The sequence below is a fragment of the Parasegetibacter sp. NRK P23 genome (assembly GCF_023721715.1).
Classification (GTDB): Bacteria; Bacteroidota; Bacteroidia; order Chitinophagales; family Chitinophagaceae; genus Parasegetibacter.
Map to the genome: position 1 here is coordinate 3183699 of NZ_JAMDLG010000001.1, position 21675 is coordinate 3205373.

General features: G+C 49.7%; 21 protein-coding genes. 7 read left to right on the forward strand and 14 right to left on the reverse strand.

What is annotated here, in order from left to right; genetic code table 11:
* Positions 1–4 precede the first annotated feature (4 nt).
* From M4J38_RS12865 to M4J38_RS12905, 9 genes are all read right to left on the reverse strand, one after another.
* Positions 5–994, reverse strand: a complete 990-nt coding sequence (locus M4J38_RS12865; protein ID WP_251760014.1) for a Hint domain-containing protein — start codon at positions 992–994, stop codon at positions 5–7.
* A gap of 284 nt (positions 995–1278) precedes the next feature.
* Complete coding sequence (locus M4J38_RS12870; protein ID WP_251760015.1) at positions 1279–2451, reverse strand: histidinol-phosphate transaminase; 1173 nt, start codon at positions 2449–2451, stop codon at positions 1279–1281.
* A gap of 11 nt (positions 2452–2462) precedes the next feature.
* On the reverse strand, positions 2463–4028 hold the full coding sequence (locus tag M4J38_RS12875; RefSeq protein ID WP_251760016.1) for a flavin monoamine oxidase family protein: 1566 nt from the start codon (positions 4026–4028) through the stop codon (positions 2463–2465).
* 114 nt (positions 4029–4142) lie between these two features.
* Entirely contained in the window at positions 4143–4862 is a 720-nt protein-coding gene (locus tag M4J38_RS12880) for a LytTR family DNA-binding domain-containing protein (protein WP_251760017.1), read from the reverse strand.
* 162 nt (positions 4863–5024) lie between these two features.
* The gene (locus M4J38_RS12885) at positions 5025–6443 is read right to left on the reverse strand and encodes a Glu/Leu/Phe/Val dehydrogenase (RefSeq protein ID WP_251760018.1); all 1419 of its coding nucleotides are present in this window, start codon (positions 6441–6443) and stop codon (positions 5025–5027) included.
* A gap of 63 nt (positions 6444–6506) precedes the next feature.
* Positions 6507–6734, reverse strand: a complete 228-nt coding sequence (locus M4J38_RS12890) for a CcmD family protein (RefSeq protein ID WP_251760019.1) — start codon at positions 6732–6734, stop codon at positions 6507–6509.
* Entirely contained in the window at positions 6727–7395 is a 669-nt protein-coding gene (locus M4J38_RS12895; protein WP_251760020.1) for a cytochrome c biogenesis protein, read from the reverse strand. The genes M4J38_RS12890 and M4J38_RS12895 overlap by 8 nt, the downstream gene beginning before the upstream one ends.
* 62 nt (positions 7396–7457) lie before the next feature.
* Positions 7458–8114, reverse strand: coding sequence for a heme exporter protein CcmB (locus tag M4J38_RS12900; RefSeq protein ID WP_308217827.1), 657 nt, complete (start codon positions 8112–8114; stop codon positions 7458–7460).
* 308 nt (positions 8115–8422) lie between these two features.
* Positions 8423–8989, reverse strand: coding sequence for a thymidine kinase (locus M4J38_RS12905; RefSeq protein WP_251760022.1), 567 nt, complete (start codon positions 8987–8989; stop codon positions 8423–8425).
* An 81-nt stretch (positions 8990–9070) separates the two neighbouring features.
* Between M4J38_RS12905 and M4J38_RS12910 the strand changes: the two genes are divergently transcribed.
* Positions 9071–9949 carry a hypothetical protein gene (locus tag M4J38_RS12910; RefSeq protein ID WP_251760023.1) on the forward strand — a complete coding sequence of 293 codons (879 nt, stop codon included), beginning with the start codon at positions 9071–9073 and terminating at the stop codon, positions 9947–9949.
* Here the strand turns inward: M4J38_RS12910 and M4J38_RS12915 are convergent.
* The gene (locus M4J38_RS12915; protein WP_251760024.1) at positions 9916–11253 is read right to left on the reverse strand and encodes a 3-deoxy-D-manno-octulosonic acid transferase; all 1338 of its coding nucleotides are present in this window, start codon (positions 11251–11253) and stop codon (positions 9916–9918) included. The genes M4J38_RS12910 and M4J38_RS12915 overlap by 34 nt on opposite strands.
* 96 nt (positions 11254–11349) lie before the next feature.
* On the opposite strand from M4J38_RS12915, the gene M4J38_RS12920 reads away from it, so the two are divergent.
* From M4J38_RS12920 to rfbD, 6 genes are all read left to right on the forward strand, one after another.
* The gene (locus M4J38_RS12920; protein ID WP_251760025.1) at positions 11350–12516 is read left to right on the forward strand and encodes a DegT/DnrJ/EryC1/StrS aminotransferase family protein; all 1167 of its coding nucleotides are present in this window, start codon (positions 11350–11352) and stop codon (positions 12514–12516) included.
* Between the two features lie 17 nt (positions 12517–12533).
* A complete protein-coding gene (locus M4J38_RS12925; protein ID WP_251760026.1) occupies positions 12534–13835 on the forward strand; it encodes a UDP-glucose/GDP-mannose dehydrogenase family protein in 1302 nt (433 codons plus the stop codon).
* Positions 13836–13844: 9 nt separating this feature from the next.
* Positions 13845–14819 carry a UDP-glucuronic acid decarboxylase family protein gene (locus tag M4J38_RS12930; protein WP_251760027.1) on the forward strand — a complete coding sequence of 325 codons (975 nt, stop codon included), beginning with the start codon at positions 13845–13847 and terminating at the stop codon, positions 14817–14819.
* Positions 14820–14948: 129 nt separating this feature from the next.
* A complete protein-coding gene (gene rfbB / locus M4J38_RS12935) occupies positions 14949–16022 on the forward strand; it encodes a dTDP-glucose 4,6-dehydratase (protein WP_374662581.1) in 1074 nt (357 codons plus the stop codon).
* Between the two features lie 11 nt (positions 16023–16033).
* On the forward strand, positions 16034–16582 hold the full coding sequence (gene rfbC / locus M4J38_RS12940; RefSeq protein ID WP_251760029.1) for a dTDP-4-dehydrorhamnose 3,5-epimerase: 549 nt from the start codon (positions 16034–16036) through the stop codon (positions 16580–16582).
* Positions 16583–16590: 8 nt separating this feature from the next.
* Positions 16591–17469: a dTDP-4-dehydrorhamnose reductase gene (gene rfbD, locus M4J38_RS12945; protein WP_251760030.1), complete on the forward strand. Its 879-nt coding sequence runs from the start codon at positions 16591–16593 to the stop codon at positions 17467–17469.
* Here rfbD and M4J38_RS12950 read toward each other — a convergent pair whose 3' ends face one another.
* Genes M4J38_RS12950 through M4J38_RS12965 form a run of 4 tightly spaced genes read right to left on the reverse strand, consistent with a single transcriptional unit; the run spans position 17470 to position 21665 of the window.
* Positions 17470–19290, reverse strand: a complete 1821-nt coding sequence (locus M4J38_RS12950; RefSeq protein WP_251760031.1) for a von Willebrand factor type A domain-containing protein — start codon at positions 19288–19290, stop codon at positions 17470–17472.
* Positions 19250–19786, reverse strand: coding sequence for a hypoxanthine phosphoribosyltransferase (gene hpt / locus M4J38_RS12955; RefSeq protein WP_251760032.1), 537 nt, complete (start codon positions 19784–19786; stop codon positions 19250–19252). Before hpt ends, M4J38_RS12950 begins: the two co-directional genes overlap by 41 nt.
* Entirely contained in the window at positions 19761–21008 is a 1248-nt protein-coding gene (locus tag M4J38_RS12960) for a glucosaminidase domain-containing protein (protein WP_251760033.1), read from the reverse strand. The genes hpt and M4J38_RS12960 overlap by 26 nt, the downstream gene beginning before the upstream one ends.
* 18 nt (positions 21009–21026) lie before the next feature.
* Positions 21027–21665, reverse strand: coding sequence for an O-methyltransferase (locus M4J38_RS12965; RefSeq protein WP_251760034.1), 639 nt, complete (start codon positions 21663–21665; stop codon positions 21027–21029).
* Positions 21666–21675: the final 10 nt, after the last annotated feature.

Here is a 21675-nt window from a genome sequence, read left to right on the forward strand (position 1 = left end):
TCTGTTATTTTTTCTGTAACACCAATACGCCATCCACCACCAACGCACTGCCGTCCGCGGTGTTAATGCTGAACACCGGCTGAACGCCATGCGCCTTTTCTTCTTTCAGCACCACCTGGTAACGGCTCCATCCACCTGTTTCGTTCCTGCAAAGCAATTGCGCGCCTACAGGGATACGGCCCATTTCAACGGAAATGTCTCCATAGGAAACGGGGTGATTCGGCGTTGCGGACAGACTTTTCACTGAAAGGCGCACTTCCTTGCCCACCGCGCTTTCCAGCACTTCATCCTTAATGAGTGTAAGCGTGGTAACCGCGTAATTCTTCGGCGTATGTACGGCCACGTCCGTCACCTTATGAATGGATGCTTTCAAAGTATGCGGGTGAATGGTCACCACCTCATCCCCTTCTTTTACCTCGCTCATTTTTTTATAGCTCCCGTTGGCCATCAGCACATCACCGGAGCCGGGGAAACAAATTTCGTTGCCGTAATTCGCATCTTCCACGGGACCACCTTTACCCGATGCCCGCCCCAGCAGAAAACTGAATTCACGGGAAAGCACATACGACAATTTCAACACGAAGTTTTTTTCTTCCTTGTCGATGGCATGAATGTCTTCGAAATAACGCTCCCATACTTTTCCCTCACTGGGCAGAGAGGGAATACAGGCGGTGTATAACTTTCCTTTCTCTGTGGTGTAGAAAAGAATGGTGCCCAGTTCCTGCATACTGTCGCGGGCGATGAGTTTGTAAAGATCGATCCTTTTACGGAGTCCGTCATCGCCTGTGATGAAGTAGGGCTTTTTCATTTCGTATCTGTCCAGCACATATTTGGGAGAGAGCTTCACATAAGTATCCTTATCCAGGTCCTTTACCAGCGCGGTTTTGGCGAGCGCATATTCATCGGCGGTAATGGCGCGCGGTTTGGTATCCTGCGCCTGGATATGAATTGAAAGGAAGGCTATTGTAATAACCAGTAGCAATTTTGTTTTCATCGTAGTTGTCTTAATGATTATAGACGGTCTTTAAAATTTTGTGGTGGTTTTCTTTTTGATCTTTCGGTTTTAAACATTCCGACCTCCGTTAAAAAACGGTTGGACCGTTTTTTAGTTTAATTTTCGTTTGAAACAATTAACTGGTAAGGGTTTCAACGAATTTCGCCTCCCGCGGGCCGGGTGTACCCGGTGCCACCGACGTTGTTTTCCGTTGAGGGAAACAGTGTTTTCCTCCGAAGGGTAGACGTGTTTTTACACCTTGATATCCCCCCTTCGAATTTTAATCATGAAATTTCTCTGAACGCTTTCTCAAATATTTTCATTTCGTCCATGGTTCCGATGCTTACCCTGCACCATTCTTTGTCGCGGTATTTCCAGGAACGCACGCCTACGCCGCGTTTCATCATTTCTCCGGCGAAGCGGCGACTCTCCATTTTAACGGGGAACAGTACAAAATTGGCGGAGGAAGGGATGTATTCATAGCCTTCAGATTTCAGCACCTGGTACAGGAAATCACGGGAAGCAATGGTTTTCTGCAACGCTTCTTTCATGAACGCTTTTTCCTGGTAACCCGCGTTCGCAGCCGCAGCCGATGCTGCTGAAACGCCCATGGGACCAATGCAGTAACCGGATAATTTCTCTATAATTTCCGGGGTGGAAATGATGTAGCCAATGCGCATACCCGCCAACCCGTACAGTTTAGAGAAAGTACGTGCCACAATTACGGGCAATCCTTTTTTAACCGCGGGAATCATGGTGGCGGCAGCGGGATCATCCATATAATCGATATACGCTTCGTCTACAAATACAGGCACCTTTGGAGAAACTTTTTCGCAGAACTGCATCAGTTGGCTGGATTCCACCGTAGTAGCCGTAGGGTTATTGGGATTACAGATATACACCAATGCGGCGCCTGTAGCTTTCTGTTCCATAGCGGGCAGATCGTACTTGTAATCTGCGGTGAGCGGCACTTTGGTGATCTTCGCGCCGAAGAAGGCAGCAGTTTCGGGGAGGTCATCATAAGTAAGGTCTCCCGTTACAATCGTTCCATTATTCTTTCCGTAATATACAGCAGCTGCATGAAGCAATGGCGTAGAACCGGAGCAGAGCAGTACCTGGTTTTCTTTAACGCCTTCATGCGCGGCAATATTTTTGATCAGTTTTCCTATCTCTCCAAACGGATACTGGTAGGATAAGGTAAGCGCGTCCGTGGCGGCTTTTTTCGCGGCGGGGGAAGGACCGAAAGGATTTTCGTTGGCCAGCAGCCTGGCTTTCATGGGGTTTTCAGGATCCGCGCCCAGTACAGCCGCATATTCCTGTTCCAGTGAGGAGAACCGTTGTTTGAAAGGTGCCCGGGTGGTGGCGGGTAAAGCCGAAACAAAAGATGGGAGGAGCGGAAGTCCTCCGGCGAGGAGCGCCCCTGACTTCAGCAGGTTCCGGCGGTTGATGTTGGTCATGTTTGCAGTGTTTATGTGTTGTTAGTATTGGTTTCGTTCACACGCGCATGGATAGCCGAAACGGTGCTGCGCGCCGATTCAAAAGCGCCTGCCATCCAGGCGTTCAGGTAGGTGGTGTGTTCTCCGGCGAGGTACACATTACCATCCGGCTCCGTAAGGTGCTTATATAAGGTGTTGCGTTGTTGTTCGGTATAAACGGCCCATCCGCCCAACTGAAACTTTGTTTTGTGCCAGCAAACGGAAAAGCTCTTTTCAAATTCCGTATCGTATTGCGGATGAATCAGCCTGCCTTTTTGCAACGCGAGTTTTTCTCTTTCTTTATAACTCAGTTCCCCGGCCTTCAGCGCTCTTTCATTGAAATGATAATAGCCGATCAGTATTCCTTTTTTACCGAGGTAATCGTTATTGGGGTAGAAAAGTTGTGTGAGTTCGTTGTTGGTATGGGTGATGCCCCCGAAAATATTTTCGTCTTCCTCCCAGAATCTTCTTTTAAACTGTAGTCCCATCTTCCCCGTTTGGATATAGGAAGAAAAATCGATGGCCCGGCTCAGGTTACCGGAAAAGTTATGGCTGATGCCCGAAAGTACCGGCAGTGGAATGGTACAGATGCAGTAGTCGGCGGGAATCTCTTTTTCACCGGAAGCCTCTTTGTAGCGGACCTTAACCCCTTTTTCGAGATTAGTGATTTCCGTAACGGCGGCATTTTTACGGAGCGAGGGGGCCACTTTCTTTTCAAGTGCCTCTACAATTTTATCCATACCACCTACGGCCTGGAAAAGCGTCATTTGTAATTCGTAGGTGTATTCGGCCACATTGTAAAATTCCGGGTCCATCAGGCCCGAAGCGAGCAGGTTTTGCAACGTATGCGGATTATCCAACACGCCTGTTTTGTTCCCGGCGCCAGGAGGAACTTTGTATCCTCTTCTGGCGGAAACCTTGTAGAGCCGGTCAATATCCAGACCACCTTCAGCACGGAGGTAAGTGATGATCTTCTGGGTATCTTCTTTCGTGAGCCCGGTGTCCAGTTTTTCTTCATGCACGGCTTTCGCGAGCCATTCATTCATATACCCGCGCACATCGTTGTGTATTTCGCGGATGCGGATTTTTTTATTGGAAAGCGGGCCTTTGCCTTCACTGAAAAAGTAAGCGTTCTCATTGATGTTGTTGTACACTTCCAATGGCACGCCGAGTTCACGGCAATAGTGCATGGTCACTTCATGATGGTGCGGGATCCTGGAGGGACCGGCATTGTAGTAATACCCGGGATCGAAGGACGCGACCTGTTTTCCATTGGTCACTTCTTCATGCACGGTGCCGTTCCGGATGGAAAAACACCTTCCGCCTGCGCGGTGCGAAGCTTCCAGTATAGTGCACTGGTAGCCGAGTTTTTGTAATTCGTACGCGGAGGTGAGTCCGCACAATCCGCCGCCAAGTATCAGTACATGTTTGCCTTTCGCGCCTGGTTCAGTGTTCATCGGGCGAATGGGAGCAGCCCGTAACATATCCAGCGCCATCATAGCGGGATAGGTAAGTGCCGGCACCACTGCGAGGAAGTTCCTCCTGGTGATATTTTTCAAACGTAGCAGTTTTAATTCAGGTACTACAAGTTACGAAAACCTGTAATAGCCCGACCTGGTTTTAAAAAATCAGCGCAGCTACAGCATGGGTGGCAAAGGCAGACAGTAGTAAGGTCAGATCCGGAAACTTTCGTTGATGGCGTTCTTGTAGGTTTCGCCGATGGGCAATGCACCCGCGTCGGTCAGCAACACCATTCCTTTCTCAATATAATTGATATGTTGCAGATTGATGATATAAGATTTATGGATACGCAGGAACTGGTAGGGCTTCAGCCGCGCTTCCGCTTCTTTCATGGTCATGAGGCTGAGGATTTTTTCCTTTTTGAAATGGAAGGCCACATAACTTTTGAGTCCCTCCACATAAAGAATATCCTGGATCCTCACGCGTACCACCCTGTTCCCGCTTTTGATGAACAGATGCTCTCCCGAAGTGGTGGCGGCACCACCCGGATTCGCGGCCGGAAGGGGGTTCACGGAAGTAAAATAAATGCGGCGCACTTTTTCCAGGGCGAAGAATAACCTTGCGAAGGAAACGGGTTTCAGCATATAGTCTACCACGCCCGCTTCAAAAGCCTGGAGCGCGTGTTCGGGGGAAGAGGCAGTGAGCACCACAGCGGTGAGTGGGATGAATTGTTTTACCCAGGCAATGTCTTCACCCGACTGTTCTTCCGCGTCGATCAGGCAGAGGTCCACTTTTTCCTGTTTGCAGAACGCGAGTCCGTCTTCGAGTGTATTGAACCATCCCAGCAGGTTCACGTCATTCATCAGGTGAATGTGCTCCGTAAGCGTATTCGAGGAAGAAACATCCTTTTCTATGACGATGCAGTTGATCATGAGAGGAGAATTTTGGATGTTGAATTTTGAATGCCGGATGAAAGCTACTGTAAGGTGGCGTTTGATTTTTCCCGCCTACGGCGGGTCTGATACTTCTGCTGCGCCTTAGGTGCTGCCATTCAACATTCAAAACCCATCATCCAACATTAAAAATATGTTCCTCTATGGGAATATACCCAGTTCGGCATACGCCACGCCCACTTTATTGATGGCCACCACGTAAGCGGCGGTACGCATATCGGGAATAGCGGGATTGTTTTTCCAGAGGTCCATGATCTCGCGGGTGGCGGTGATCATTGTTTCTTCCAGTCCGCTGTACACCAGGTCCACTTCATCGGGGCCGTGCATGATGAACTGGCGTTGGGTTTCATTCACCCTTTTACCCGTGAGTTCCTCAATCTGTTGCAGTATCTCCGTATTCAGGTTCTCTGTAAAGCGTTTTTCAAGCCGTCCGTAACGCACGTGGCTGAGGTTTTTCAACCATTCAAAGTAAGAAACCGTCACACCGCCTGCGTTCAGGTACATATCGGGTACAACCAGTATGCCTCTTTTCACGAATTCTTCGTCGGCTTCGGGTGTAAGTGGTCCGTTGGCGGCTTCCCCGATAATCTTCGCTTTCACGCGCGGTGCGTTTTCGCCATTGATCACGTTCTCCAGTGCCGCGGGAATGAGGATATCACATTCAAGTTCCAGTGCTTCTCCTGAAACGGGCAGGTTGGTAGCGCCCGGGAAATCGAGGATGGAACCGGTTTTTTTCCTGTGCTGGAACACTTCTTCTTCGTTCAATCCGTTCAGGTTCATGATCGCGCCTTCAAATTCCGCGATGGCAATCACTTTTGCGCCACCTTCGCGGAAGAACTTGGCGGCATGGTAGCCCACGTTACCGAGTCCCTGCACTACTACGCGCTTCTCTTTTACACCAACCGTAAGCCCAAGGCGCTCCATCACGTCAGGCATCTTACACACTTCGCGGATACCGTAGAAAACCCCCAGTCCGGTAGCTTCCTTACGACCGCGCACACCACCCTGCGTTACGGGTTTACCGGTTACGCAACCGAGGGCATCCACTTCACCGGGACGCATGCTGATGTAGGTATCCAGTATCCAGGCCATTTCTCTTTCGCCTGTACCGTAATCCGGGGCGGGAACATCGGTTCCGGGTCCTATGAAGTTCTTCTTGATCAGTTCGGAAGTGTACCTCCTGGTGATCTTTTCGAGTTCGAAAGGTGTATATTTTTTAGGATCGATACTGATACCGCCTTTGGCTCCGCCGAAGGGGACGTTCACGATCGCGCATTTGTAGGTCATAAGGGCGGCCAGGGCCATTACTTCGTCAAGGTTTACCGCGGTGGAGAAGCGGATACCGCCTTTACAAGGTGTTTTGTGGTGGGAGTGCTGAACGCGGTAGGCTTTGATCACTTCGATTTTGTCGCCGATCTTAACGGGGAAGTGCATCCGGTAAACGGAGTTGCATTGTTTGATCTGCTCGAGGATACCCGGATCCCAACTGGTGAATTTTGCAGCTTTGTCGAAACTTTCCTGTACGGCGTCAAAAAAACTGTACTCGTGCTGAACTGCCATGATTTGTGTTTTTCGTTTTATATATGGTTAACAATCGTTGTGAGATTTTGGATTTCAAATCCCCTACCCTTCTTTCTCCAATTTATTAATTTTTCTTTCCAAACGCACGAGGTAGAAAAAAACGCCGGCAAGTATGGTGATAACAACGGCCACCACCACGTATATTTTCCCATTGCTGCGCATGGTATCGGCCATTTCGGGTACGGCATCCGTTACGGGTTGTGCCACCATGGCGAGGGAACACAACAGTACGGGCAATAAAAAGAGGATTTTTTTCAGGGCGTTAAACATGGCTGAGTTTTTTCTCTTGCAAAATTTTGATGCGGATGCTGAGCATGGTCACCCATACGCCCAGGAGCGTCCATCCGGGAACGGCCAGTGGCCAGAAGATCATGCGCATTCTGCCGTCCAGGTCTTTGGTATTGAACGCGGGATTGCCCATACCACCTGGGTGCAGACTTTCCAGCAAACGCGGGATCACCCAGAGCGTGGGAATGAGCATCGCGAAAGCGAATATGTTGTATACCGCGCTGATGCGGGCCTTTTTATCGGGATCTTCCATGGAATTGCGGAGCACGAGGTAGGCGAAATAGATCAGAAGCGCGATGGCCGCGCCAATCTGTTTGGGATCGTTGCTCCAGGGGGCGCCCCAGGTATAGTTGGCCCAGATGGCCCCGGTAACCAGTCCGAGTATACCGAACAGTATGCCCGACTTCGCGTACTGCACGCTCAGGATATCATATTTTGGGATCGGGTTGCGGAGGTAACGTACCGCGTTCCAGATGGAAATAAAGAACAGGATCATCATACTGAACCACATGGGAACGTGGAAATACAGGTTCCGGATGGTTTCGTTGAGAATGGGTTTCACCGGCACGCCGCCGAGGAATCCGGTCCAGCAGGTAGCTGCCAGGAGTACAAAAGAGAGGATTTTCCACCAGTGCCGGCGCATCTTATGAGGTTTAAGATGAAAAATAATCCTGCAAATCTAAGGCTTGGGAAACAATTTTCCTGTTAATCCTTCCAGAGAAAGGGAAATAAAATAACGGCGAGTACTATTACCATGGCATCCAACCCGCAAAGCAGGAGCACCATCTGCCCCAGTCCGGCCTGGATGGCCCCGAAAGCGGCATTGGAAATTTTCATGAGGAGCAACAACTGTGGTATGATGAGCGGAAAGCCTAAAATTGCCATTATGGCCGCCTGCTGCTGCGCTTTCGCCGCGATGGCCGCCAAAAAAGTGAATACCAGGCTCAGGCTCCAGCCGCCCAACAGGGAGATGCCCACAAACTGAAGGGTTTTCTCCAACGGATTTCCCAGTAAAAGCAGGAAAAGCAATAAGCTCAGAAAGCTCATCACGAGCATCAGCAGGGAATTGAACAGAAGTTTGCTCAATATAAAATCCCTCGCCCCCGCGATGGAGTAGAAATACAACATTCTGCCACGGCTCTCCTGGAGAAAACTTTTTGCTACGGCATTGGTGCAGATAAAAAGCTGGGTAATCCAGAAAAGCCCGTTCCACACTACATTATCGGGTTGCCCCATGGCCAGGTAGATCACGAAAATACTGGAGGCCACATACAACAGTATGCCATAAAAGGTGTACTGCTGGCGGATTTCAAGGAGCAAATCCTTTCTGAAGAGGGCTGATATGTGTTTAAGGGAATTGATGGTGTTGGTTTTCGCGCAAAGATGGGGGAGATTTTTGAATTTTGGATGGTCTCACGCCAAGACGCACTGCTTCGTTCCTCGCAGGGGGAAGGACGCAAGGGGCGGTTTTAGTGCTGCTGGCTACTAGGGAATTTCTCGCAACTGCTTTGTGCTTCGCACTGCGCAGCGCAAAGGAGCAAGGACGCAAAGCGTTGTATGCAGGGGAATGGTTGATTTATAGATAGCTATATTCTCGCATTAATACCACGACGCAACGCAATCAAGGCTTTGCGTCCTTGCTTCCTTGCGTCTTGGCGTGAACCGAAAAACTACCCTCCTTCCCAGCAACTCCTGCACCTCGGCTCATATAAATCTTTCTCGCCCAGCACCACCTGCCCTTCTTCCCCGGTTTTCCGGTAAGAATAACTCGCCATGTTCCCGCATTTCACACAAATGGCGTGCAATTTGGTGATATAATCGGCGCGGGCAAGCAGGAAGGGCATCTGTCCAAAGGGGCGGCCACGGAAATCCATATCCAGCCCGGCAACAATCACGCGGGCGCCGGAGGCGGCCAGCTTATCGCATACATCGGGCAACTGGTCGTCGAAGAACTGGGCCTCATCAATGCCGATCACGTCAACGCCCTGGGCGAGCAGTAATATTTTCTGGGAATTGTCTATGGGCGTGGAGGCGATCGTGTTCTCGTTGTGAGAAACGATGTGCTCCGCATGGTAACGTGTATCGATGGAAGGTTTGAAAATTTCTACCGACTGATTGGCAATTTTAACTCTTTTTAAACGCCTGATCAGTTCTTCCGTTTTACCGGAGAACATAGAGCCGCAGATCACTTCTATCCATCCGCTGCGACCGCCATTCAGGTTCGGTTCTATAAACATCTTGATTTGCTTGATTTAATTGGCAAACTGTTTGTAACTTTAATTTTATTCGTTACTAACCCGCAAAAGTACCGTAATCCAATGGAAAGATTAGGTATTCTGATTAGCAAATTACAGGAACAATACACGCAACAGGCTTCAACGGCACAGTTGCAGGTAACCGTTCAGATGATACAGCAGGAACTGGCTTCCGCGCCTGTTGCTCCTTCACAGGTACGCAGCAAGATCGCGGTGGTGTTGCCCGCAGGCATGAATATGCGCCCCGCTTATGAAGTAAATTCTGCTTCCGCGCCACAACCTGAAGCGGTGGTTGTAACGGAAACTGTTGCAGCACCCGAAGCACCGATCATTCAAAAAATACCTGTTCCTGTTGAACAGGAACAGGACATTCCAGCTGAACCTCCAGTTCCGGCAACACCAATTGTTGTGGAAGAGCCAACACCCGAACCCATATATATTGCAGAGGAAAAACAGGTGAACGGTATTGTTTATTCATCTCCGGAATCTACAGCGAACACGGATGCGGAAGAAGAAATTGCTGCTGAACCTGTTTATCATACTATTCCGCCATACGATCCTATCCTTGATGTGCCCACACTTTCCCACCAGAAAGAAGCCGCTGAACTGAACGATATCATTGCGGCACGGGTGGAGTCGTTGAATGAAAAGCTTCGTCCTTCCCACCAGACCGAACTCGGCATGGTACTTACGGAAAGCCCGGTGCGCGACCTGAAGAAGGCCATCGGCATCAACGACAGGTTCGCGTTTATCAGCGAATTATTCCGGGGCGATGAAAGCATGTATGAAAGATCGCTTAAAACGATCAACAACTTTCACATCTATCCCGAAGCCGCCTATTGGATGGAACGGGAACTGAAAATAAAGCTGGGCTGGGATGAGCACCATCCGATGGTAAAGCAGTTCTATCAGTTGGTGAAAAGACGTTTCTCTTCTATGTAACGCATGATCAGCGCGGTCGCGCCTTTGCTGGCATAAATAAAATCCTTCGACGCGGCCCCGGCTTTTTCCCTTGCTGAAACATCACCGAAAAGTACATCCAACTTCTTTTCCGCATCCAGCGCATGTTCTATGGGAATAGCGCCGCCGGCATCCACTAATCCCAATGCTTCCGGGTACTTTTCATGGTAAGGACCAAAAAGCACTGGTTTCCCATATACCGCCGCTTCCAGGATATTGTGCAGTCCGTTGCTGCCAAATCCGCCACCCACATAGGTTACATCAGCATAACGGTACAACCGGGATAGCATACCTATGTTATCTATTATCAGTGTATTCGCTTTTTCAAACTTTTCTTGCAAAGCAACTTCGCCGTTGGCGGGTGGTGTCCATTCTGGTACCACAGCGGTCTGGTGTGGTTGAATACCCAGTAAGCGGCTGAGTTCGGAATAGCGGATGCTGGCCGGGAAAAGTGTTTCCACTTCTGAAATATTATCTTGATCCACTTCGTGCGGCGCGATGATGAACCTGATTTCCGGGTGTATTTTGGCGTAATGGTCCAGTTCTTCTTCGTCTTCGGTCCAGGTGCTACCCGCCACCAATACCGGATGATGGCCACAAAAATGTTCGATTACGGGGAGGTTACCGTTTTGCTCGGCAATGGCGATTACCCGGTCGAAGCGGGTATCTCCGGTAACGGAAACATGCTTGAAACCGTTCTTCAGGAGCAGATCGGCACTTTCCTGCGATTGCACAAAAAGATGGGTGAAACAATCGAGCATGTAGCGGTGGAGGTCACCATACCAGCGAAAGAAAGGCTGGTCTTCCCTGAATTGCCCGGAAACCAGCAACAAGGGGATGTTTCGTTTCTTTACCGCGGTAAGGTAGAAATACCAGAACTCATACTTTACAAAAATGACCAGGGCCGGTTCAATTTCTTTCAGCCACAACTTCGCCATGCCGGGACCATCCATCGGAAGATAAGTAACGTGTTCGGCCAGTTCATAATTCTTCCTGATCTCGTATCCGGAAGGCGAGAAAAAACTCAGCACGATGCGGCAGGAGGGATCTTTCTGCTTCAGCGCTTCAAGGACCGGTCTTCCCTGTTCAAATTCCCCCAGCGAAGCGCAGTGCATCCAGATGACGGGACCGCTCCCTTTTTTAAGGGAGGCACCCATCTCTTTTATCCGCGCACGACTGTTTTTCCTTCCGGCAAGCCAGAGCCTGGCTTTTGGACTTTTCAGCGCAGCGATCCGCACGCCCAGTACAAACAACCACAAAAATATCCTGTACAGAAAGAGAGACACGGTTACATTAATTTATTGCAAATCTATACCCAAACTTTGACCCTAACCATATTTTATTAAATTTGCTGGCATTCAAAAAGAAGATAATACATGGAAATGAGGCCGATACAGATGGTTGACCTGAAGCAGCAGTACCTGAAAATCAAGGATGATGTGGACGCGGGCATAAAAGATGTGATTGAAAACACCGCTTTTATCGGGGGAAAACAGGTGCAGGAATTCACAACCAACCTTTCCGGTTACCTCTCGGTCCCCTACGTTATCCCCTGCGCGAATGGAACCGATGCGCTCCAGATCGCTATGATGGCGCTTGACCTTCAGCCGGGTGACGAAGTAATTACGCCTTCTTTTACTTATGTTGCCACTACGGAAGTGATCGCCCTCCTGAAGTTAAAACCCGTCTTCGTAGAAGTTGATCCCAAGACTTTCTGCATTGACCCAGCCGCTATAAAGGCAGCCATTACGCCACGCACGAAAGCAATTGTACCGGTGCACCTGTATGGACAATCAGCGCCTATGCAGGAGATTTTGCAGCTGGCTAAGGAGCATGGCTTATATGTTATAGAAGACAATGCCCAGGCGATTGGGGCAGAATATACTTTTGAAGACGGTACCAGTTTAAAAACCGGCACCATGGGCACCATTGGCACCACTTCTTTCTTCCCCTCCAAAAATCTGGGTTGTTTTGGTGATGGTGGTGCAATTTTCACGCGGGATGAAGCGTTAGCCAACCGCATGCGCATGATCGCCAATCATGGGCAAAGCAGAAGGTATTACCATGATATGGTGGGTTGTAACTCCAGGCTCGATGCGCTCCAGGCTGCCGTGCTGAATGTTAAACTTACGAAACTTGATGAGTACACCGCCGCCAGGCAAAAGGCAGCCTCGTTCTATGATGCGGCTTTTGCAGGGCACCCCCATATCAGGACACCTTATAAGGCCGCATACAGCAGCCATGTGTTCCATCAATACACGATTGTGCTCGAACAACTGGAAAATCCGGCGGAAGTGAGGAATACACTGAACCAGTACCTCGCCGAAAACCAGGTGCCGTCTATGATCTATTATCCAGTGCCGGCGCACAAACAGAAAATGTTTGAGGCTTTCGGAGGTGAGGCATACAATTTGCCTGTGACCGACTGGCTCACGGAAAGGGTGATATCGTTGCCTATGCACACTGAACTGGACGAGCAACAATTGAAATGGATCACCGGACATGTAATTGAATTTCTAAACAAACAAATGACCCGTCATACTTCTTAAAACAAACCATTAACCAAATGAACATCGCAGTCGTAGGTACAGGCTATGTAGGCCTGGTAACAGGAACCTGTTTCGCCGAAACCGGAAATAACGTAACCTGTGTGGATATTGACGCCAGGAAAGTAGAAAAACTCTCCGGCGGAGAAATCACCATTTATGAACCAGGACTTGAAAAACTATTCCTGCGTAACCTGAAAGAAGAAAGACTCCGCTTCACCACGAACCTGGCCGAAGGCATTGAGGATGCTCAGATCATTTTCCTGGCTCTCCCCACACCTCCCGGAGAAGATGGTTCCGCCGACCTTAAATACATCCTCGGCGTTTCCGAAGATCTCGGCAAGTTGTTGAAAGATTATAAAGTAATTATTGATAAAAGCACCGTCCCCGTAGGCACCGCCGAAAAAGTGGCCGCCGCGGTACGGAAAAATTACAATGGCGAATTTGATGTGGTTTCCAACCCGGAATTTCTTCGGGAAGGTGTAGCCGTAGAAGATTTCATGAAGCCAGATCGTGTGGTGATCGGCACCAACTCAGATAGGGCACGCAAGTTAATGGGTGAATTGTACGCGCCGTTTGTACGCTCCGGCAACCCGATTTACTTTATGGATGAAAGGTCCGCCGAACTTACTAAATATGCGGCCAACTCCTTCCTCGCCACGAAGATATCCTTCATGAACGAGATCGCGCAACTTTGCGAACGCCTCGGCGCCGATGTGGATATGGTAAGAAAAGGAATCGGCAGCGACGAAAGGATCGGGAAAAGATTCCTGTTCCCCGGTATAGGTTACGGTGGTTCCTGCTTCCCTAAAGATGTGCAGGCTCTGGTTAAATCATCCACTGAAGTAGACTATGATTTTCAGATTCTGAACGCCGTGATGGACGTAAATGAGAAGCAGAAATTGCACCTCATGCCCAAAATTGAAAAATATTTCAACGGCGATCTGAAAGGAAAACATTTCGCACTGTGGGGGCTTGCTTTCAAACCAAACACGGATGATATCCGCGAAGCGCCAGCCTTGTATATGATTGAAGCGCTTACCGCGCAAGGCGCCACCATTACGGCTTATGACCCCGAAGCCATGAAGAATGTAAAATCTGTTGTAGGAGATAAAATCAACTACGCGGAAAGCCAGTACGATGCGCTGGAAAATGCGGACGCACTCATCATCGCTACAGAATGGAATGAGTTCAGAACACCCGATTTCCTGAAAATCGTTTCATCCCTCAACAACAAAGTAATCTTCGATGGCCGTAACCTCTTCGAAACGGAGTCAGTAAAAAAACTAGGATTCCACTACGAAAGCATTGGACGCCCCTAAATAAATACCATGGAAAAAAAACGTGTACTCATTACCGGGGCGGCCGGATTTCTCGGTTCTCACCTTTGCGACAGGTTCATTAAAGAAGGATTTTATGTGATCGGGATGGACAATCTGATCACCGGAGACCTCGCCAACATTGAGCACCTGTTCAAAAGAGAAGATTTTGAATTCTACCACCACGACGTGAGTAAGTTCATTCATGTGCCGGGAAAACTCGATTATATCCTTCACTTTGCCTCCCCCGCAAGCCCGATCGACTACCTTAAGATTCCCATTCAAACCCTGAAAGTGGGCGCGCTGGGTACGCACAATTGCCTTGGACTCGCCAAAGCAAAAGGTGCCCGTATGCTGGTAGCCTCCACCTCCGAGGTGTATGGCGACCCGTTGGTGCACCCGCAAACGGAAGAATACTGGGGCAACGTAAACCCGGTTGGTCCGCGTGGTGTGTACGATGAGGCCAAACGCTTCATGGAATCAATCACCATGGCCTACCATACTTTCCATAACGTGGAGACCAGGATCGTCCGCATCTTTAATACGTATGGCCCAAGGATGCGCCTCAACGACGGACGCGCGTTACCCGCATTTATCGGCCAGGCATTAAGAGGCGAAGACCTCACCGTTTTCGGTGACGGCTCACAAACACGTTCTTTCTGTTACGTGGATGATCTTGTGGAAGGTATCTACCGCCTGCTGATGAGCGATCATGCCTATCCCGTGAACGTTGGTAATCCCGATGAGATATCCCTGCTCGATTTCGCCGAAGAGATCATTAAACTTACCGGAACCGATCAGAAGATCGTTTTCAAACCATTGCCCAAAGATGATCCCAAGCAGAGAAAGCCAGATATCACCAAGGCAAAGGAACTATTAGGCTGGGAACCGAAAGTATCCAGGGCAGAAGGTTTGAAGATCACTTACGACTACTTCAAATCCCTGCCGGAATCGGAATGGAAGAAAATGCCCAAAGAATTCAAATAAGGATTCTAATAAACTGATAAAGTATTTTGCCAGCCCTTGTAAATTCAGGCTGGCAAAATACTTTTGGAAAAGAATAACCTCCTTCTTCCCAAAAGAAGCCGGGAGTAATTTAATTTTGAACGCAAACAGATGCAGTGCATGAACACTACCGCACAAAAAATACTGATTACAGGCGGAGCCGGTTTCATCGGCTCGCATGTGGTACGCAGAATGGTAACATTATACCCACAGTACCAGATCTTCAACCTGGACGCCCTTACCTATGCGGGCAACCTTGAAAACCTGCGGGATATTGAAGATGCCCCTAATTATACTTTCCTCAAAGCCGATATCACCGACCAGGAAGCCATTAACGCGCTTTTCGAAGCGCATGGTTTTACCAGTGTGATTCACCTGGCGGCTGAAAGTCATGTGGACCGGAGCATCATCGATCCACTGGTGTTCATCAAAACCAATGTGATGGGCACGGCGGTATTGCTGAACGCCGCGCGCCAAAGCTGGAAAGGAGCATACGAAGGGAAAAGGTTCTACCATGTTTCCACCGATGAAGTATATGGATCACTGGGAGAAACAGGCTTCTTCACGGAAGAAACGCCTTATGATCCCCGCTCCCCGTATTCGGCCTCGAAAGCATCTTCGGACCACCTGGTGCGGGCTTACCACCACACTTACGGGTTGCCCGTGGTGGTATCCAACTGTTCCAACAACTACGGATCGCATCACTTCCCCGAGAAGCTGATCCCGCTTATGATCAACAACATCCGCAACAATAAGCCGCTGCCCGTTTACGGAAAAGGAGACAATATCCGCGACTGGCTGTTCGTGGAGGACCATGCCCGCGCGATAGACGTGATCTTTCACAACGGCAAGAACGGCGACACCTACAATATAGGGGGTTTCAACGAGTGGAAAAACATAGACCTGGTGAAAACGCTGTGCGCCATCATGGACAAGAAACTCGGTCGCGAAGCAGGTACATCTGAGAAACTGATCACGTATGTTACCGATCGTCCGGGTCACGACCACCGTTATGCGATAGATGCCACCAAACTGAACAAAGAACTCGGCTGGGAACCTTCACTCCAGTTTGAGGAAGGACTGGAAAAAACCGTTGACTGGTACCTGACCAATGAAGCCTGGGTAAAGAACGTGACCTCCGGCGCCTACCAACAGTATTACGATAAACAATACCACGAACGCTAACTTATTCTCACATGCCCTTCACCCCAACTGAATTTGCCGGACTGCTGGTTTTTGAACCACGCGTATTCGAAGACAACCGCGGTTATTTCTTTGAAAGTTACAACGAAGCCGTTTTCCATGAAGCCGGCGTTACCATGAAATGGGTACAGGACAACCAGGCACGCTCCAGTTACGGTGTGGTACGCGGCCTGCATTTCCAGGCGCCCCCATTCACACAAACCAAGCTGATCCGTGCCCTCCAGGGCACGATCCTGGATGTGGTGGTGGATATCAGGAAAGAACAACCTACGTATGGCAAAGTATTTTCCATTGAACTGAGCGCGGAAAACAAAAAACAGTTGCTGGTACCCGCGGGTTTCGCCCACGGTTATTCGGTATTGAGTGAAACCGCGGAAGTAATGTACAAATGCGATAACCTTTACAATAAAGGGGCGGAAGGTGGATTGCTGCCAACAGATCCTTCACTCGCCATTGACTGGAAGATTCCTGCCGAGGCCATGGTATTATCGGAGAAGGATCAGGTATATCCCGTTCTTTCCCAATTGCAATCGCCTTTCTAGTCTATAATATGAAGCAGCATATCCTGGTAACGGGTGCCAACGGCCAATTGGGAAGAAGTCTGAAGGAACTGGAAAATACTTTTCCGGCATTCACTTTCCACTTCTTTTCCAGAGAAGATTTTCCCATTGATTCCGCAGAGAAGGGTGAAGCCATCTTTTCTTCGATCCAACCTGCTTTCTGCATCAACTGCGCGGCCTACACGGCAGTGGATAAGGCTGAAACAGAAAGAGAAATCGCCGAAGCCATTAATGCCACCGCACCCGGATTGCTGGCTGAATTGTGCAGGAAGCATGGCGCAAGGCTGATCCATATTTCCACCGACTATGTATTCAGCGGCAATGGACAATCGCCCTACCTTGAAACGGATCCGGTGGATCCCGTAAACATTTACGGGGCCGGGAAGCTGAAAGGAGAGCAGTTGGCACTTCAGCACGATCCCGCCACCATCATCATCAGAACATCATGGGTGTACGCTCCGTTCGGACACAACTTCGTGAAAACGATGCTCCGGCTCATGCAGGAACGTCCGCAGATCAGCGTGGTAGCCGACCAGACCGGTACGCCAACGTATGCTCCTGACCTGGCCGCCGCCATCCTGCAGATCGTGACGCAGTTGCGGGATAACCCGGAACATCCGGGCGGCGTGTATCATTTCTCCAACGCCGGGACCACTACCTGGCACGGGTTTGCAACGGCTATCCGGGATACCTGGGGGCATACTACAGAAGTATTGCCCATTCCCTCGGAAAAATTTCCAACACCGGCTAAACGTCCGGGCTATTCCGTATTGTCTAAAGAGAAAATATGCGCGGATTTCGGGATAAAATTGAAGCCCTGGGAAGACAGTCTGAAAACCTGTATTGAAAGAATTCGAGAACAACAGTGATCACTCCGATCGCTTTCTTTTTTTCTTTCCGGAATAAATCTTTTTCGCCTGCTCCAGCATTCGGAGGTACTCGGTGTGTAAAGGATTTTCTTTTTCCACCGCCCCCTGCGCCAGCGCCTGCACCTCGTTCCAGGTGATGTTCTTCGTGTAGGGAGAAGCCTTCAACATGGAACCGAACATCACGAGCGAAGTGGCCATACGGTGGCATCCATCCATTTCGTTGAGGGGTTTGTAATCAGGTTCAATCGACAATACATGTCTTCTCGTGATGCTGTCGTTGGGTAAACGATAAGCGATTTCAGCCCTTCCCAACGCGGTCTCAACCTTTCCAACTGTTGGCGGATGTTTCAGACTCAGTTCCACCATGGCCATCAGTGAATGTCCGGAACCCACTTCCCCACCCTCCAGTTCGCTGGTGGAATCGTTCAGGGCGTTGAGTTTGTTGTCGAAGCCTATTAACCGGTAGCCCGCCACCTGTTCCGGATCGAATTTCAGGTTAACAAATACATCGTTGGCAACGGCATATAGTGTTTGGGTAAGTTCTGTGACCAATACTTTTTCCGCTTCCTTTTCATGGTCGAGGTAGGCGAAATTTCCATTTCCCCGTTTCGCGAGCATTTCCAGTTTAGAATCTTTGTAGTTGCCCATTCCCACGCCGAGGCAGGTCAGGTATATGCCTTCCATCCTGTGTCGCACGATGAGTTCCTCCAACTCTTTATCTGAAGTTTGTCCTACGTTAAAATCACCATCCGTGGCCAGAATCACCCGGTTGTTGCCGCCGGGGATGAATTTATTTTTCGCGAGCGCGTAAGCGAAAAGGATACCCGAAGCGCCCGCCGTGGCCCCTCCTGGCGCCAGGTCTTCTATGTATTTTTTGATGGTCTTTTTATCGCCACCGCTGGTAGGCGGCATCCATACACCAACGGTGCTGCCGTACACCACAATGGAGACGGTATCCGTTGGGCGGAGGTTCTCCACCATTAGCTGGAAAGCCGATTTCAGGAGTGGCAACCGGTTGGGCATGTCCATAGAACCGGAAATATCTATCAGGAAAACGAGATTGCCGGGCGGCACCTTCTCCATGTCGAGCTTTTTCGCGCTGAGTTGCAGGAACAGGAGTTTGTTGTTTTTGTTCCAGGGGCAATCGCTCAACCTGGTGGAGCCGGCCCAGATACTGTCCCGGGGCGGAGCTTTGTAGTTGAAGTTAAAATAGTTCAGGACTTCTTCCAGGCGAACGGCATCGGGCGGAACGGGACTTTCCATATTCAGGAACCGTCGGATGTTGGAATAAGAAGCTTTGTGGATGTTTACGGCGAAGCCCGTTTCAGGAAATTTACCAGTCTCGATAAATTCGTTCTCCAGCAAACTGCTGTAGGTTTCCGTTCCCACCGTCCAACGGTATTGATCGTTAAAAACCAGGCCTTTCGTAAAGGAACTGAGTCCGGGCTTCTGAATACTGCTGTTCCGGGAAATGGTTTTCAGCGGGATAACAGCGAACTGCTGCGCGCTTACTTTTGCTGAATGCGGATAGAAGCCATCCGCTGTAATATCGATAGAGTCTGAAGCTGTTGCACTGGTAATGCCGAATCCACCTGAGGAGCCACTGAAATAGACGTAACCCGCGGAGCGGAGTACAATCTTTGCGTTGGCCACCGGTTTCCCGCTTTCGTCGCGCAATTCGCCTCTCAGGTAAAACTGGGCCTTGGCCTGCATTACCTGCAATAAAAGCAGTATCGTAATGGCAACTTTCAATCGGATAGCATATTTGGGTGTGCCGGGATCACTCGGCCAGCTTATAGATGGCGTCCAGGTTTCTGCCATATCCGTTGTAATCCAGTCCGTAGCCAACCACGAACTTGTCGGGAATAGAGAAGCCCAGGAAATCCGGCTTTATGGGGAAAACAGTTGCTTCGGGTTTGTGCAGCAGGGCGGCGATTTTCATGGAGGCGGGTTGCTGGTGCATCAACTGGGGTAAGAAAGCGTCAAGGGTTTTACCGGTATCGATAATGTCTTCCACAATGATCACGTCCCTTCCGAAGATGTCTATGTCCAGCCCGATGGCCGTCACCACCTGACCGCTTGATTTGGTGCCCTTGTACGATGCGAGTTTGATGAAACAGATCTCCGCGTCAATGCTCACTTCCTTAAAAAGATCGGAAGCGAACATAAATGAACCGTTCAGGATAGCGATGAACAACGGTTTCTTTCCCTCGTAAACAGCATTGATCTCCGAAGCCACTTCTTTCACGCGCGCCGAAATAGCAGTGCTGGAAAGATAGGGTTCAAAAGATTTATCGAGTACCTGAATCCTGTGCATAGGCAGGGGTTTGAATGATCAATTGCTGTCCGATCCTGAGTCCTTCTCCCGCCAGTCCGTTCCATTCCCGCAACTCATTCACCGATACGGCATACCTTTTTGCTATGCTGTATAACGTTTCTTTTTGCTGAACAGTATGATACACAGTGTTTTTATTCAGTGCAGGCGCGGTGTTCCTGTTCATTGCCGTTACGGTTGGTTCCGTAAAAGCGGCCACCTTACCGGGATTTTTTGCACGGAGATAAATCTTTTCACCGGAAGCGGGTTTGAAATGTTTTTGAAGGCCGTTCAACTCAAGCAAATTTTCCAACCTGATGCCTTCTTCCTGCGCGATCGCGTACAGTGTTTCGCCTTCCGCCACCAGGTGGTGTTCCGCGGCACCTGTTCTTCTTTTGCGTTGCAGGAATACCAGTTGTCCTTCTTCCAGCACATCTTTGTCGTCCATATCATTGAAATCAAGCAAACGGGGCAGGTTGATGCGGTGTTCCTGTGCCAGGGCCAGCAATGAAGTGCCCGCGGGCGCGTACACCACTTTGGTATCGTTTACCGTGAATGTTCCGGTGGGCCATTGTTTGGACCGGTTGCGGGTGATGGCCGTCGGTTTCACCACCGGTGCGCTTTCCACTGTATTCTTTGTTGGAATGAATACCGGGGCGGGTGGATTGTCGTTTTTCACAAGGATCATATCCGGTTCTTTCGTCAATCCTAACGCTACTTCCGTATACAATTGAAGGTTATAGTCTTCCACCAGTTTGATGATGATGGCCGGATACCTTGGGTTGGTGGCGTATCCGGCTTTCTTCAATCCGTTCGCCCATCCTTCATAATCCGTGGGTTTCAAGGTAAAAAGGGCACTGTAACGCTGATTGTTGCGGAGAAAATCGGAGTGATCCCGGAAAGAATCTTCTGAACGTTGGTAAGCACGGAAGCACTCCCCTCTGGCATCGTCGTCGTGGTATACTTTTTCGCCGGTCCAGGTAGTTTTGCATTTGATTCCGAAATGGTTGTTGGATCTTTTCACGAGATCGCTTTTTCCGGCCTGCGTTTCATGGATACCCTGTGCTAGTTTGATGGCCGCGGGAACGCCTGTCCTGATCATTTCCTGCATGGCGATATCCTTGTATTGCCTGATGTATTCCAGGATTTCAGGATTTTGGGGCTGCTGCGCGAAAGTGAATGCGGAGATGAGCAGCAATGCGGTAATAATCAATCTGGTTTTCATCACAACGAAATTAAGTTTTTATTTCCGGCGCACCATCAGCAACCCGTCGCGTATGGTGAGCAATACAGTTTCCACCCTGGGGTCGTTCGCCACCGCCTCGTTGAAGGCGTGGACGGCTTTGGCGTTCTTTCCTTTAATCGGCTCTTCCAACACCTGGCCGTGAAACAACACATTGTCTGCCAGTAAAATACCTCCGGGCCGGATGCGTTCCACCACCATCTCATAGTAAGCAAGGTAAGCGGTTTTGTCGGCATCCAGGAACACCAGGTCCCAGACTTCCTCCAGTTCCGGCAGCACTTCTAACGCATTACCGGTATGTAAAATTATCCGGGAAGCGTGTGGCGACCTGTTAAAATAGCTTTGTGCCTTCTGGGCATCTTCCGTTCTCAGTTCAAGGGTATGGAGCCTGCCATCGGGTGGTAACCCTTCCGCCAGGCAAAGTGCGCTGTAACCGGTGAAGGTACCTATTTCCAATATCCTGCGCGGTTGCAGCATCCGGCTCACCATTTCAAGGAAACGTCCCTGTTGCCGGCCACTCACCATATGGGCATGCGGATGGTTTTCCAGCGTATCCTTCAGCAACATTTCCCTTAAAGGATCATCGGCGCTGGTGAACCGGTCGGCATAAGCCGTTATTTCTGGTGAAACAATATCCAAAACTTTCTGG